This is a genomic window from Thiomicrolovo sp. ZZH C-3 (assembly GCF_054862725.1).
On record NZ_JBTKXX010000002.1, the window covers coordinates 64021 to 78752 of the forward strand.

The 14732-nt window shown below is 54.4% G+C and carries 13 protein-coding genes; 2 read left to right on the forward strand and 11 right to left on the reverse strand.

Annotated features, from left to right (window positions below):
• Positions 1–8: 8 nt before the first annotated feature.
• Positions 9–2102, forward strand: coding sequence for a hypothetical protein (locus tag ACXWTF_RS08725; protein ID WP_461714628.1), 2094 nt, complete (start codon positions 9–11; stop codon positions 2100–2102).
• A gap of 693 nt (positions 2103–2795) precedes the next feature.
• On the opposite strand, the gene nfo is transcribed toward ACXWTF_RS08725, so the two are convergent.
• The 8 genes from nfo to ACXWTF_RS08765 form a co-directional block, all read right to left on the reverse strand.
• On the reverse strand, positions 2796–3650 hold the full coding sequence (gene nfo, locus ACXWTF_RS08730) for a deoxyribonuclease IV (protein ID WP_461714629.1): 855 nt from the start codon (positions 3648–3650) through the stop codon (positions 2796–2798).
• Positions 3651–4122: 472 nt separating this feature from the next.
• Positions 4123–4602, reverse strand: coding sequence for a hypothetical protein (locus ACXWTF_RS08735; RefSeq protein ID WP_461714630.1), 480 nt, complete (start codon positions 4600–4602; stop codon positions 4123–4125).
• A complete protein-coding gene (locus tag ACXWTF_RS08740) occupies positions 4599–5162 on the reverse strand; it encodes a C40 family peptidase (RefSeq protein ID WP_461714631.1) in 564 nt (187 codons plus the stop codon). Before ACXWTF_RS08740 ends, ACXWTF_RS08735 begins: the two co-directional genes overlap by 4 nt.
• Before the next feature lie 31 nt (positions 5163–5193).
• Entirely contained in the window at positions 5194–6210 is a 1017-nt protein-coding gene (locus ACXWTF_RS08745; RefSeq protein WP_461714632.1) for an aldo/keto reductase, read from the reverse strand.
• Positions 6211–6246: 36 nt separating this feature from the next.
• Complete coding sequence (locus ACXWTF_RS08750; protein ID WP_461714633.1) at positions 6247–7137, reverse strand: DUF234 domain-containing protein; 891 nt, start codon at positions 7135–7137, stop codon at positions 6247–6249.
• A gap of 27 nt (positions 7138–7164) precedes the next feature.
• A complete protein-coding gene (locus ACXWTF_RS08755; protein WP_461714634.1) occupies positions 7165–7590 on the reverse strand; it encodes a hypothetical protein in 426 nt (141 codons plus the stop codon).
• Between the two features lie 72 nt (positions 7591–7662).
• Positions 7663–8511: an N-carbamoylputrescine amidase gene (gene aguB / locus ACXWTF_RS08760; protein WP_461714635.1), complete on the reverse strand. Its 849-nt coding sequence runs from the start codon at positions 8509–8511 to the stop codon at positions 7663–7665.
• Between the two features lie 924 nt (positions 8512–9435).
• Positions 9436–9687: a ComEA family DNA-binding protein gene (locus tag ACXWTF_RS08765; RefSeq protein WP_461714636.1), complete on the reverse strand. Its 252-nt coding sequence runs from the start codon at positions 9685–9687 to the stop codon at positions 9436–9438.
• A 165-nt stretch (positions 9688–9852) separates the two neighbouring features.
• Here ACXWTF_RS08765 and ACXWTF_RS08770 point away from each other — a divergent pair, with 165 nt between their 5' ends.
• Complete coding sequence (locus ACXWTF_RS08770; RefSeq protein WP_461714637.1) at positions 9853–10287, forward strand: hypothetical protein; 435 nt, start codon at positions 9853–9855, stop codon at positions 10285–10287.
• 202 nt (positions 10288–10489) lie between these two features.
• Here ACXWTF_RS08770 and ACXWTF_RS08775 read toward each other — a convergent pair whose 3' ends face one another.
• The 3 genes from ACXWTF_RS08775 to ACXWTF_RS08785 all read right to left on the reverse strand — a co-directional run bounded on the left by ACXWTF_RS08775 (position 10490) and on the right by ACXWTF_RS08785 (position 14722).
• Complete coding sequence (locus tag ACXWTF_RS08775) at positions 10490–11560, reverse strand: hypothetical protein (RefSeq protein WP_461714638.1); 1071 nt, start codon at positions 11558–11560, stop codon at positions 10490–10492.
• 116 nt (positions 11561–11676) lie between these two features.
• Complete coding sequence (locus ACXWTF_RS08780; protein ID WP_461714639.1) at positions 11677–13038, reverse strand: phosphomannomutase/phosphoglucomutase; 1362 nt, start codon at positions 13036–13038, stop codon at positions 11677–11679.
• Positions 13039–13081: 43 nt separating this feature from the next.
• Positions 13082–14722: an asparagine synthetase B family protein gene (locus tag ACXWTF_RS08785; protein WP_461714640.1), complete on the reverse strand. Its 1641-nt coding sequence runs from the start codon at positions 14720–14722 to the stop codon at positions 13082–13084.
• Positions 14723–14732: the final 10 nt, after the last annotated feature.

Genomic DNA, 14732 nt, shown 5'->3' on the forward strand with positions numbered 1-14732 from the left:
AGGCCATGATGCGCTATTATCACCTTACCCTCACCGCGGCGGCCGCGGTACTGGCACTGACGTTCGGCGGCTGTAACGGCGACAAGAGTACGGACCTGCAGGACAGCCTGGACGGCCATACCGTCGACGACCTCATCGCCGGGTATACCGTGTTCGACCCGACGACGGGCACGATCCCCTACCCCAACAACATTCTCTTTGCGCCCAACAGCAGTACGACGGACGATTATGACGACATGGTGACGCTCAATATTCCCTACGAGCCTACGGACGCCGACGCCAACATCAAGCGCCAGCTCAACAGCCTGACGGGCTTCTCGACGACGATGCCGATTACCGCGCCGATCAGTGCAGGGGTGACGCTCGACGCCACCTCCCTGCCCTTCGGCGTCCAGCTCTACAAGGTTGACGTCAATGCAACCGGATACGTCACCGGTGTCACTGAAACGCTTCAATATGGTGTCGACTTCGCGGCGGCCCAGAGCGGCGACACTGTTGTCATCGTCCCGATGAAACCGCTGGAGTCGCTGACGAACTACATGGCCGTCCTCACCAATGACCTCAACGACAGCGACGGACGCGTCCTCGCCCCGGACTACGCCACGGCCCTGACCCTTTCGCCCAACCCGGTCGAGGCCGGCGGCGCCCTGGACGAAGCGACAGCCGCCGCGCTCGAAGCGATCCGCCAGGGCAACCAGGCCATGCTCTACGCCCTGGCCCTGGCCGGCAAAGACCCGACCAAAACGGTACAGGTCTGGACCTTCCGCACCCAGATGATCGGTGCGGTGCAGGCGAATATCGCGGCGCAGGCCGAAGCGCACACCGGCTCCATGCTGATGCTGACGGGGACCGGTGCCACGACCAGCGCTGTCCTGGGCGCCGGGAGCGGGACTGCCGACATCTATGCCGGTGTCCTCACGGAGGTGCCGCAGTATATGCCCCAGCCGCAGGATGCCAACGACACGACGCCGGTCACCATGGGCGCGTTCAGCTACACCGCCCCCTTCGTGCCGGCGGTAGAGGCCAATGTGACGATCCCCGTGATCGCGACGGTCCCCGCGGCCTCCTCCGGCTGTACGGAACCGCCGGGCGGCTGGCCCGTCGTGATCTACCAGCACGGCATCACCCGTTCGCGCCTGGACCTCTTCGTCTACGGTGAGACCCTGGCATCCGGCTGCCATGTCGGTATTGCCATCGACCTTCCGCTGCACGGGGTCACCGAGAGCAATATCAGTATCAACCCCTTCTATGCAGGCAGTATTGAGCGCACCTTCAACGTCGACCTCGTGACGGAGAACCCCTACGGCACGGTCTCGGCCTTCGCGCCCGACGGCGTCATCGACTCCACCGGGATCAACTTCATGAACCTCGCCAACGTAACGACGACAAGGGACAACCTTCAGCAGACAACGTCCGACCTGATCGTCCTGACCAACGCCCTCGGCAGTGCCGTCGGCCTCCATCTCGACCCCGCGCGCATCAGTTTCCTCTCGCACTCCCTGGGCAATATCGCCTCTATCGGCTACCTCAACCAGACCGACGCGCTGCAAAGCGCCGTTTTGATGATGGCAGGGCAGCAGATGATCCCCTTCCTGGTCAGCTCCCCGGTCTTCGCACCGGAGATCAATGCCGGCCTGGCGGTCTACGGCATCATGCCGGGCACGTCGGAGTATGACGCCTTCCTCCATGCGACCCAGACCCTTATCGACGACGCGGACCCGGCGAACTACTCCATCGCGATCGGAGCGAAAACGGCACTGCCTATTCTGGAGATGCAGGCCATCGGCGACGGCAGCGAGGGAAGCGGCGACCAGCATATCCCCGCTGCTGTAGCGGGCTACCCGCTGGCGGGCGGCAACCCGTTCATCTTCTTTACCCAGGCCAAAGACCTGAACAAAACGGCGCTTCCGCCCAGCGCACCGTACTACTACTCCCCCGATACGAACAAGACCGTCACCCGCATTACCGTAGGCGAGCACCGTTCACCGCTTGACCCGCAGTACAGCCTCAGCGCCTTCTACGAGTACCACACCGAAATGATCTCCTTTATCGGTTCAAACGGTACGGCGATCCTCGTCAACGATCCATTGATCATTCAGTAGCAGCGGCCTCGTGCCGGGTGTTATCCCCCCTGAGGGGACTTCCTCCGGGGCAAGTGCTAAGTGCTAAGTGCTAAGTGCTAAGTGCTAAGTGCTAAGTGCTAAGTGCTAAGTGCTAAGTGAAGATGTCAGAATGCGTTTCTTTAGTCAAGTCAGAAACGGTCATTAGCGTGTCCGTGGGACAACTGGAGAGTGGAGTGTCCCGAAAGCGCACTCCGAGGGTATTTCTTCCAGGGCGCAGCCTTTTATCCTTTTTTTTCCCGATTCGGCTCTAGGGCATTTCTATGATTGATTGAATGCGCTTTGACACGTCAAAGCGTCCCTCTATCAGCTTCGGTCTACCGAAGCGCATTAATTCAATAGGCAGAAGGTCGTTATGCGTGCCTTGAAAGCCGCTCCGGAGGCATAAAGCCGGGAGGAGCGAGCGATTCGCAGAACGACGATTTTCTTTGGGTTCGTTTCTTTGTAAAAAGAAAGGAATTAACTACATGCTTCTTTGCCACTTTTTTAAAAAAAGTAGCGCAAAAAACGGCCTTTCGCAAATCGCTCATCCCTCCCGGCTTTATGCCTCCGGGATGGCTTATAAGGAATGCTCAAGGCCAATCCCCAATTGATTGGACGCACTTCGACGAGTCGAAGCTAGTATGAAAGTGCAAAGCTTCGGGAACCGAAGCTAATTAAAACTTGTTGCCTTGACTACGCACTCTCTTCCAGGGAATAAAGCAGCTTGATCTCCTCCGCCCAGATTGTCTCGTCGATCGTCTCGAGGATAAGGGGGATGTCGTCCATGCGCGGGTCGTTCATGATATAGCGGAACGCCTCCAGCCCGATCTTGCCTTTGCCGATGCTGTCGTGGCGGTCGACGTGGCTGCCGAGGTCCGGCTTGGAGTCGTTGAGGTGCATCCCGCGCAGGTATTTGAAGCCGACGATATTTTCGAACTCCGCCATGGAAACGTCGTAGGCCTCCTTGGTGCGGATGTCGTAGCCGGCGGTAAACATGTGGCAGGTATCGATGCAGACGCCGACACGTGACTTGTCCTCGACCTTGTCGATAATGTGGGCAAGATGTTCGAACTTCCAGCCGAGATTGCTCCCCTGTCCCGCTGTGTTCTCCAGCACAAGTGTCACACCGCTGGTCGCGTCGAGGGTCCGGTTCATACTCTCGGCGATCCGGTCCAGGCACGCCTCTTCGCTGATCTGCTTGAGGTGCGAACCCGGGTGGAAATTAAGCCGGTCGAGCCCCAGCTGCATGCAGCGCTCGACCTCGTCGACGAAGGCGTCGAAGGATTTCTGGCGCTTCTCCTCTTCGGGGTGGCCCAGATTGATCAGGTAAGAATCATGCGGCAGCACGTGTTTGGGCGCGATCCCGCTCTCGTCAAGCAGACGCTTGAAGGTATCGATGGTTTCCGTATCGAGGTCCTTTGCCTTCCACTGGCGCTGGTTCTTCGTAAAGAGCGCAAAGGCCTGCGCCCCGATCGCCTCGGCATTGGTGATGGCGTTGTAGACCCCGCCCGAGGCCGACGTATGTGCACCGACAAATTTATTGCTCATGATAAAAATTCCTGTTTTTTTGCGCAAGCATAGCCAATCGCGCGTTAAACCAGACGAAAGGGGCACAGGTAGTACTTGCCGCTAAGTGTATGGTGAATCTATGATTCGTGGATGTAAGCTTCGGTTCGCCGAAGCTCTTTTCTAACAGCTTCAATGCTTGAAGCGCATTAATCGATAGGCAACCTGTCGTTAAGCGTGCTTTGAAAGCCGCCCTGAAGGCATAAAGCCGAGAAGGGCGTGCGATTCGCGCAACGACGATTTTCTTTTGGTTCTTTTCTTGGTAAAAAGAAAAGAATGAACTACTTGTCTCTTTGCCACTTTTTTAAAAAAAGTAGCACAAAAAGCGGCCTTTCGCGAATCGCTCATCCCTCCCGGCTTTGGGCCTCCGGGATGGCTTTCAAGGAACGTTCAAGGCCAATTTTCAATTCAATTGAATGCGCTTCGACGTGTCGAAGCTGATAGCACTGTCGGTTTACGGCAAGCGTTTGAACTTGATCAGGATCCCATGTTCGAAATCCTTGAAGTAGGTCTGCTCCGCGCTCACCCGGTAGAGGATTCCCCCGATCCGCTGTTCAAACCCGTCGTCGGTGTGCACGAGGTTCTGCCGTTCCATGATCGCCTCACCCCGCAGCAGGTGATAAAAGAGGTCATCCGGGTAGGCGGCGCTGAGATACTTGGCATTGAAGGCTGATTTGGCGAGACACCCCTCATCTTCCACGCAGACGAGGCTTTCGACCTGCAAGCGCAAAATACGCTGCCCCGCCTCGAAAACTTCCAGCTCCGCAACCCCGTCACCCTTGCGGATGTACCCCGTATCGGCGAACCGCCATTGCGGTGTCTTGAACACGACGACGTAGGCCGCCGTTTCCAAAGGTTTTTTCATGGCGCAGCCGCCGAACAGGGCGGCCAACAGCGCGGCAAACAGTCCGAGCCGGAATATCGTCATGCTCATCGTATCCTTCTTGTCGTCCAGTAGTGCCGTTTCCAGTAGGGCTTATCCATGCTCGAGATCATCACCCCGTATTTGGTGGAAACATGCATGAACTTCCCCCCTTCGAGATAGATGCCGACATGGCGGTCCCGGCCGCTCGTACGGAAAAAGACGAGGTCCCCGGCCTGCAGCTGCTGTTTGGATACGGCGCTGCCGCAGCTTGCCTGCTGCCGGGTCGTCCGGGGCAGACGGATGCCGAAAAGATCCCGGTAGGCCCGCTGTACGAATGCAGAACAGTCAATCCCCCGCGATCCCACGCCCCCGTAGCGGTAGGGGGTATGGTGCCACTGCTCCTGGAAAGGGTACAGCTTGGAAAGCACCGGATCCTGCAGTACGGGCTGCCGTGCCGCGGCCGTCTCCTCCTGCGGCAGCCACACCTCTTCCATCGGCGGCAACGCGGAAAAACTCCTCTCAGCGGCATGGACAACCGGCGGCGGCAACGGCCTGTGCTCGGCATAACGGGTGGAACAGCCGCCGAGAAGCAGCAGTGCCGCAACACCCAGGACCCCCAGTTGCCGCACACCTCCCCTTCTCATTGTTTCAGCGCCCCTTTCAGCCCATCGGGTAGAGAATGTCCGCGTGTACCGCGTCGCAGGCCGCCATCACTTCATCCGTGAGGGTCAGCTCCATGGCCGCGAGCGACGCATCGAGCTGCTCGGGACGGGTCGCCCCGATGATCGTGGAGGCGACAAAATCGTGCTGCTTGCTCCAGGCCGCCGCCATCGTCACCGGGTCCAGCCCCGCGTCGGCGGCGATTTTGAGGTAGCGCTGCGTAGAAGAGAGGGTCTTGTCGTTGACAAAGCGTGCCGCCATCAGGCGCTGGCGGGCGTTGGGGGATTTGAAGTAGTCCGCAAAGCGCCCTTCGCCTATTTCAGCCTGATTGTACTTGCCGCTAAGTACCCCGCCGCCCAGCGGCGAATAGGGCAGCAGGGAGATCTGTTCCCGACGGCAGAGGGTGGCGAGCTCATCCATGAAACGGCGGTTGAGCAAAGAGAAGTTGTTCTGGATCGACTCAAAGCGCGCAAGCCCCTTGTAGTGGCTGGCGGCCAGGGCCTTCGCCGTCCCGTAGGCCGTGTCGTTGGAGGTCCCGACATAGCGTACTTTACCGCTCTGCACCAGCCGGTCAAAAGCCTCCATCGTCTCTTCGACGGGCACGACGGTATCGGGCCAGTGCATCTGGTAGAGGTCGATGTAGTCCGTTCCCAGCCGTTTCAACGAGCCCTCGACCGCCCGCTCGATATGAAAGCGGTCCATGGCCGTCAGCCCGTGACGGACCGGGGGGACAAACCAGCCCGAGGCCGCCCCGGCGACCTTGGTGGCGAGGATGATGCTCTCCCGGGGCTTCGTTTTGAGCCAGCGTCCGACGATCTCCTCGGTCTGCCCCGCCAGGTCGCTGCGCGGCGGCACCGGGTAGAGCTCGGCGGTGTCGAAGAAATTCACCCCCGCCGCATACGCCTTGTCCATGATGGCGAAGGCGCTCTTCTCGTCGCACTGTCCGGGGAAGGTCATCGTCCCCAGGCAGATCGGGCTGACCCGCAGGCCGCTTCGGCCGATATAGCGGTATTGCATCTTTTCTCCTCCTAAAAGTGTTGCGTTCTCTGTACGCTACTCAATCAGTTCTTTCATCTCTTCCGCGCAGACAAGCACCAGCGTATCGCTGCGCATCGCCTCGAGCTCGTTGGAAAAGCCCCGTTTCGCAAAGAGCCAGATCTGCTCCGGCTCGAGCCCCACGAGGGCGCACTTCTCCTGCAGCTTCTGCAGTTCGCCTTTGTTGACGTTGGTATTGGTCCATTTGCACTCGCCGACGATGAAGCCGCCGCCAGGGGCGCGGGCCAGGATATCGAGCTCGATCACCCGGTCCCAGTAACTGCCGCATCGCAGGTAGGGGTCGTTTCCCAGCTGATGCCGTAGGTAGAGCTGGGAGATCTCCTCGAAAACGAGCCCTGTAAACGCCGTGTCCTGCTCCTCAAAACGCTGAAGTACGCTTTCATAATCCCCCTTCTCAATACGCCGGTGCTGTGGTGAGACGAACCGGAACCAAAAGCGCAGAAAAGGGGAGCGGAAGCGCAGCTTGTGCGAGATGCGGTGGCGGGCGACCTCGCGCTTGAGCTTCTGTTTCGGGTACTCCTTTTTCGGGGGCGCTTCGCGCGACGCCTCCAGGTCGAGGATACCGATGGTACGAAGGTGATCGACGATCTCACCCCCCTTCGCCTCGCTGATGTGCGCCCGTCGGCAGGCAGAGTGGATGCGGCGGTCCCCCTTGGCAACCGCCTGAAGCAGTGCAATCACCTGCTTGTCCTCTAGAAAGCCTGTATGAATACGGTTGTAGTGCTCACCGTAGTGGTCCAGTATCTTCGTTTCGATCAGTTCGGAAAGCGGTACGGTGGTATCGATCTCGATGCCGCTCTCACCGAAAACGGCGAAATACGCAATGAGAATTTCCATCGATTCGGGAAACGTCTCATCATGGAAACGTTGCAGTTGGTTCAGCAGCAATGGGGGGCCTTGGACAACATAGAGGGATTATAGCACATACACATACGGTATGCCATGATTGGTAATTCGTAAAAAAAGAGCTTCGGCACGCCGAAGGGCCGCTTTTTGCAGCGGTTCATTCTTTTCTTTTTCATAAGAAAAGAACCAAAAGAAAATCGTCGTTGCGCGAATCGCACGCCCTTCTCGGCTTTGTGCCTTCAGGGCGGCTTTCACGGCACGCTTAACGACCTTTCGTCTATCGATTTTATGCGCTTCAGGAACTGAAGCTAACTGAAAAGCAAAGAGCCTCGATACGTCGAAGCGCATCAATAAAATGGGGCCTTGGGCCTTGAGCGCGATCCTTGAAAGCCATCCCGGAGGCATAAAGCCGGGAGGGATGAGCGATTCGCGAAAGGCCGCTTTTTGTGCTACTTTTTCTTTGTGCTTGCACTCTCTGTGAGAAACAAGTAGCAAAGATATTTGTAGTTCATTCCTTTCTTTATTACAAAGAAACGAAACCAAAGAAAATAGAGGTTGCGCTCAATACTACTCCCCGCAGATCCGCCCATACATCTCCGGGCGTCGGTCGGCGAAGAGCGCCCAGTAGTCGCGCTGTCTGGCAATCTCGTCAAGGTCGTATTCGGCATAAATGACGCCTTCGCTCTCCCGGTCGGCTTCGGCGATCTTCCTGCCGGTATAGTCCGTCACAAACGACGAGCCGTAAAAGGTGAGCGTACAGCTCTCACCTGCTTCCTCGCCGATACGGTTGGCCGCAATGACCGGGACGGTATTGGCGGCGCTGTGTCCCTGCTGAACGCGCTGCCAATGCTCTTTGGAATCGACGTTTATTTCCGGTTCGCTGCCGATCGCGGTGGGGTAGAAGATCAGTTCGGCACCCATGAGTGCGAGCGAGCGCGCCGTCTCCGGGAACCATTGATCCCAGCAGATGCCGACGCCGATCTTACCAAAACGCGTCTGCCACACTTTGAATCCGGTGTCCCCCGGTTCAAAGTAGAACTTCTCCTCGTAGCCCGGGCCGGAAGGGATGTGGGTCTTACGATAGTTATCCAGCACCGTCCCGTCGCTGTCGATCATCACCAGGGAGTTGAAGTAGCGCTCACCGTCACGCTCGAAATAACTCAGCGGCAATACGACGCCGAGTTCCTTTGCCAACGCCGAGAAGCGGGCGATCATCGGGTGGCCCTGGCGCGGCTGGGCCCACGCGAAATACTTTTCGTCCATATCTTTGCAGAAATAGAGCCCCTCGAAAAGTTCCGGCAGTAAAACGATCTGTGCGCCCGCAGCCGCCGCCTCACGCACCAGCGCTTCCGCCCGGTCCTTATTGGCCTCTTTATCCTCACCCATTCGCATCTGCACTGCGGCGACTCTGACCATGTTTTTCTCCCTATCAAACTTCACCGAAATTATACCGATTTCAGGCATGGCCATATCATGGAAATGATTCCTGATTCGTGATTCGTAAATAGAGCTTCGACATGTCGAAGCGCATTCAATCAGATAAAAATGGGCCTTGAGCGCTCTTTGAAAGCCACCCTGAAGGCATAAAGCCGAGAAAGGGTGAGCGATTCGCGAAAGGCCGCTTTTTGCGCTACTTTTTCTAAAAAAGTGGCATGAACATTCTTCTCTATCTTTTCTTTTTACAAAGAAAAGAAACAAAAGAAAATCGTCGTGATACGAATCGCTCGTTTCTCCCGGCTTTATGCCTCCGAAACGGCTTTCAATGCACGTATCACGACAGGTTGCCTATCGATTTGATGCGCNGATACGAATCGCTCGTTTCTCCCGGCTTTATGCCTCCGAAACGGCTTTCAATGCACGTATCACGACAGGTTGCCTATCGATTTGATGCGCTTCGGGAACCGAAGCTAATGGGAAAACAGAGCTTCGACACGTCGAAGCGCATAAATTAAATGGACTCTTGGTCTTGAGCGCAATCTTTGTAAGCCGCCCTGGTGCAGTAGTGTAAGGAAGGGCGTGCGTTTCGCGAAAGGCCGCTTTTTGCGCTACTTTTTCTTTGTGCTTGCACTCTCTGTGAGAAACAAGTGGCATGAACATTCTTCTCTATCTTTTCTTTTTACAAAGAAAAGAAACCAAAGAAAATCGTCGTTGCGCGAATCGCACGCTTAACGCTGACACGCCATGGCGCCGGGGCTGCTCTGGAAACCCTGCACGGTGCCGAGATTGCAGGCATCAACCGACGGGGAGAACGGTTCCGCCGACCATGCCCTCGCACACCGCACAGGGTTTTCAAAAATGCCCAAAAGCCTTCTACCGGGACTAGCCCGGCAAAGGTAAGGGTCAGACCTCGAGGTCATCCTTAATCTTCAGGAAGGTTTTTTCACCCACTCCCTTGACGTTCATGATATCCTCGATACTGTTGAAGCGGTGCTCCTTGCGGTACTCGATGATCTTCGCCGCCGTAGACGGGCCAATGCCCTTGAGACTTTCCAGCTCCTCCGCCGTCGCCGTATTGAGATTAACGCCGGCCAACAGGGGGATACTGATTGCCAAGGCAGCCACTGCCGCCACCAGTTTCTTCACGAATCCCATTTCTACATCCTTTTTATCAAAATTCCTGGGTACCCTTCTGTAATCCTACTAAAATATTTTTAATTATTTTTTAACTATATATATTTCAATATGCAATATTAATATTTTTAAATGTTTTTTACAGGTATTGTATATTTGTAAAATCTGACAATACGGAGGGATGCCATGTACCAGACCATGACCCAGATCGGAAAGCACTACGGTGTTGACGCCAAAGTCGTCGGCAAGATTCTTTACACATTGAAGATCCGCGACCCCGACCACCCGGAGCAGAAAGGGTTCCCTTTCGATCAGGCCGTCGTCCATGGTATCGCCAAGGCCTATACAGGACGGACCGGGGAGCCCTACTACCGCTATGACATCGAGCGGATCAAAGAGGAGTTCGAAGCGGAGCTGCGGCGGCTCCAGTCAGAGACTGCGGACAATCACACCCAAGCAGATGTGACAGCTCGCACTCCTGCACATGGAACGATCGAAGCAAAACTGCAGGAGATGCTGACGGTGCTCAACAATGTCCTGCAAACGGGAGAGATCGGCGGCATTCACCGCCTGAAAGGAGATATCGCGGATATCTATGCAATGATCGACCGAGGCACATAAATGCGGCCGACAACCACTGAGTAGAAAACGCCAAACGCAGCATCATAAAAAGACATATCGCAATAATGGCTTTAAGGAACTGCTCTTGAAAATGATAGGGAGTGGTTTCGGAGAAAAAGATGCAGTGAAAACAGACCGCCGTCTGTATTCGATATTTATGGCTCTGTATGCATGCTGAAGGCATGCATACGTTTAATCGCTCTTATTGTTTAGTCAGATCGAACTCTGCAATAACACCTTCTGCACAACCGACATAAACTTTTGCACCGTTAGGCGAGACTGCCACACTGCTGGGGCCGATACAGCGTGTCGCACCTGTATTGACAACACTTGAAACACTGTTATTGTTCTCAAGATCGACAATGAACAGGGTATCGTCATGATTTTTCTCCGTTACAAAGAGCAGCTTGTCATCTTTACTCAATTTGACCTCTCTGACCCAGTCAAATGTATCTGTTGCGTTAATATCGTAAAGCGTTGCGCTCACCGTACCGGCAACCATATCCACAATATCGATCCCCAAGCTTTGCTGGCCCAGTGAAACATAGGCCGTCGTTTCATCGGTAGTCATATCAAAATCGGCTGCATAACCGCCGCCGCTTGTCGTAATGGTGCTGACAGCATCAGCAGCGATATCGTACGTCACCAGCCCGCCACCGCTTGACTCGCTTACAAACACTTTCGATTCATCGGCGGACAGGATGACGGTATTCCCATAACCGCCATTCAACGGTACCCGCTTCTCAACGGTTTCCGTAGCCAGATCAACAACCGCCAGCTCATTACTGACGCCGTCGAGTCCAATATACATCTTGCTGCCATCCGCCGTAATATCCATACCGCTGGCATAGCTGTCGATGTAAATGGAATTTGTCACCGTCTTCGTTCCCAAATCGATAAACGAAAGGTTATCATCTCCCCCCGCCGTGACGTATGCGGTTTTTTCGTCATTGGAAAGTTTGACATAACGCCCCATCAAACCGGTATCGATATGCTCGGTAGTTCCCGTCGAGAGGTTCAAAATCGTCAGTCCGTGTTCAACCGCATCCGGATGTGCATCCGTCCCGGAATCATTGACAGCGGCATAGAGTGTCTTTCCATCTGAAGAGAGTTCCATATGCATAATCACACTGCCGTTAAAATCACTATATGTCACACCGCTTGACGTCACCGGCAACCCATAACTTGCACTGCCACTGCTACTCCCGCAACCGCTTATGATGGCCACAGAAGCGATAAGGCTTAGGCCGACTGCATATTTAAAAACTTTCATTAATTACTCCTTATAGGTCAATAATTATAGATTATCACCCAAAAGCTGAAAATAACATTCAAACACGATGAAATTTATCACAAAGTTATCACATACATTATCATTCCAACCATGGGTTAAGACAATGCAGCTTTGGCTTTGCCAATGAGTTCGTTCAGGGCCTCTTCGTAACGTTTGGCGTTTTCCGGGTCCGGTGACTCGAAGCGGGTCACGAGCACAGGAGTCGTATTGGATGCGCGTACCAGTCCCCAACCGTTTTCAAAGATGACGCGGACACCGTCAACCGTGATGATGTCGTGGATCACCGGGAAATCTGCCGGCGGGTTTTGCAGCATCTCCTTCAGTTTTTCCATCAACGGGAACTTCTCCTGTTCGGTCGTCTTCACAGTGATCTCCTCGGTGGAATAGACCGACGGCAGCTTGTCCAGCTCCGCATCGAGGTCTATTCCCTCCTGGACGAGCTCCAGCATCCGCAGGGTGGCATAGATGGCGTCATCGTAACCGAAATAACGGTCATTGAAGAAAAAGTGACCGTTCATCTCACACGCCAGGTCGGCATTCAGCTCTTTGATCTTCACCTTGAGGTTGGAATGCCCCGTTTTGTACATCACCGACGTTGCACCACGGGCTTTGAGGGTGTCGAACATTACCTGAGAGCACTTGACGTCACCGATGACGGTGGGCTTCTCCATCCCCATGGAAAAGAGCAGCGCCATCTGATCACCGTTGATTTTGTGCTTCCTTGTCAGCACAACGACTCGGTCGGCGTCACCGTCGTAGGCGATGGCGACATCGCCTTCCGCCTCCAGGGCCGACTTGACGTCGGACAGGTTGACCTCGATAGAAGGGTCCGGGTGGTGGTTGGGGAAGGTGCCGTCGGGCGCGACGTAGAGGCCTCTCGCATCCAGCTCGAGGCGCGCAAAGATCTCCGGCACGACGACACCGGCCGCCCCGTTGCCGCAGTCATAGACGATCTTCTCTTTCATCCCCTTCAGGTGGGAAAACTGCTCGACCATATAGTCGATATAGCGCGTTTTTACATCGATCTCGATAATCTTTTCATCTGCCTTCGGCGGCATCTCTATCGCGGCAACCTCATCGCCCAGGGTGTAGATCTGCTCGCCGAAGAATGGGGCCTTGGCAACGGTGATCTTGAAGCCGTTGTATTCGCTGGGGTTGTGCGATCCGGTAATCATGACGGAGGCGGAAGGCGTTTTTCCGTCAAACTCCTGGTAGTTGGCAAAGTAGTTCACCGGCGTCGGCACGAGTCCCATGGCAAGTACCGTCTTCCCTCCGGCATTGAGCCCTGCAGCCAGGTACCCGAACAGCTCCGGAGAGTGCGTCCGCGCATCGTAGCCCACGGCAACGAACTCGCCGTCGATCTTCCCGGCCAGTGCGAATCCTATTTTCATCACCGTCTGCTCGTTCAGTTCCCCCGGCACAATACCCCGGATGTCATACTCCCTGAAAATGCTCATGCTCGACCTTGTCCATTTTTTCGATACTTTGACGAACGTACTGTTAAGCACTAAGCTTATCCGGTTCGAAGGTATGCCGATACCAATACTCGACATTGATGTAGCGCCAGAAAGTGACGGTTTCAGCGGGTGAAAGACGACCATCACGATACTTTCCGTACATCACGTCGATCTTCTCTTTGTCAATCCATCCCTTGCGAACGATCACCGGATCGTCCAGGAGCGGCGGGAGATCCATGGCGTCAATTTGCTGTAAGAGCACTTCGGAAAATTCTGCTTTGTCAGAACGCTCCCTGATCTTTTCGGGGAGAATGCCTTTCATCGCCAAACGAAGAAGGTACTTCTTCCGTCCGCAGCCGAACTTGAACCAGGGGGGAAGTGAAAGCATAAACTCCACCAGCCTTACGTCAAAGAAGGGGTGACGGTACTCGACGCCGAAATGCTTCTCTATGGCGTGGAAAGCTGCGGCATCCATCATCATGGCATGTATAGGTGAGGTAACCAACTGAAGTTCGGCGGAAAATGCCCTGGAGAGAACTGGATACGACTCTGTAATGCTTTTGACGGCATATCTTTTTTGTTCAGGCATTTCCGGTTGCATCCCCAAAATTTTCTTTAGAAAACGCGTTTTACCGTCACTCAAAAAAGGCCTAATGAGATAAGCGCTAATCACACTTCTCCGGTTCTTCACGTGCCATAGTTCACCTGCAAGCTTGACAAAAGACCAGCGCTTCAGCATCTCTGTCAATGCATAGGGACTTCCATTCATAATATGATCACCACCCTGCCCCGTAATCACCGCTGTCATACCGTCTCGCCGCATCTGTTCAACAAGAGGAAAAACCATCGTAAAGGTGACCACCATCGGCCAGTGTGGGTTGACGTTGTAATTGAAAGCCATGTCATACCGTGAGGTATAATCCGTCAAATCAATGCGTGGCTGTGTTGGTGATAATCCATATTTGTCGGCAACCGTGTCGATATACGGCCCTTCATCACATGAAAAGTTCCCGAAACGCATTGCATAGACATTAAGTTGTTTTTTTGGATCGGTTTGACGTAGGTAGGAGACTACCGAAGATGAGTCCAATCCCCCGCTTAGCTCAAAAGCAGTCGTTTTTTCTTCATCTATACGATCCTGAATTGCCTGTTCAAAAAGTACACGGAAGCGTTCTACTGCCTTATCCTGCGAAATCGAATAGTCTGTAACGATGGTCTCCGGCCGCCAATAGCGATATTGATCCAATGTTCCCTTATCAACTACCATCCAATGTCCCGGCGGAAGTCTGAAAATATTTTCATACATCGTGGCATTGTAATCAATCGCTATCGTGTCAAGTAGGGAACGTATCGCTTCAACGTTTGGGTATTTTTCAATCCCGGATTTCTCAAAAAGTACATCAAGATCGCCGGCAAAATAAAGCTGTCTCTTTGTTTGTACATAATAGAGCGGTTTGATACCGAGCGGATCACGGGCGCAATAATAAACATCATCTTGAGTATCATGCACGACAAAGGAGAAATCACCGATCAGCTTTTCCGCGCAGAGCTTGCCCCACCTTTGGAAGGCCGATAAGAGTAATGTTCTATCATCAAAGCGCCCGGAAAGTCCAAGTGCAGTACCAACCTCCTCCCGGTTATCAATACGTGTATCAAAGTAAATAATATGAAGCAGTTTCTTCACCCATGAATAC

Coding starts and splice junctions, on each gene's coding strand:
- ACXWTF_RS08725 (WP_461714628.1), top strand. CDS start 9: ATGCGCTATTATCACCTTACCCTCACCGCGGCGGCCGCGGTACTGGCA.
- ACXWTF_RS08780 (WP_461714639.1), bottom strand. CDS start 13,038: ATGAGCATTTTCAGGGAGTATGACATCCGGGGTATTGTGCCGGGGGAA.
- ACXWTF_RS08745 (WP_461714632.1), bottom strand. CDS start 6,210: ATGCAATACCGCTATATCGGCCGAAGCGGCCTGCGGGTCAGCCCGATC.
- aguB (WP_461714635.1), bottom strand. CDS start 8,511: ATGGTCAGAGTCGCCGCAGTGCAGATGCGAATGGGTGAGGATAAAGAG.
- ACXWTF_RS08765 (WP_461714636.1), bottom strand. CDS start 9,687: ATGGGATTCGTGAAGAAACTGGTGGCGGCAGTGGCTGCCTTGGCAATC.
- nfo (WP_461714629.1), bottom strand. CDS start 3,650: ATGAGCAATAAATTTGTCGGTGCACATACGTCGGCCTCGGGCGGGGTC.
- ACXWTF_RS08735 (WP_461714630.1), bottom strand. CDS start 4,602: ATGAGCATGACGATATTCCGGCTCGGACTGTTTGCCGCGCTGTTGGCC.
- ACXWTF_RS08770 (WP_461714637.1), top strand. CDS start 9,853: ATGTACCAGACCATGACCCAGATCGGAAAGCACTACGGTGTTGACGCC.
- ACXWTF_RS08775 (WP_461714638.1), bottom strand. CDS start 11,560: ATGAAAGTTTTTAAATATGCAGTCGGCCTAAGCCTTATCGCTTCTGTG.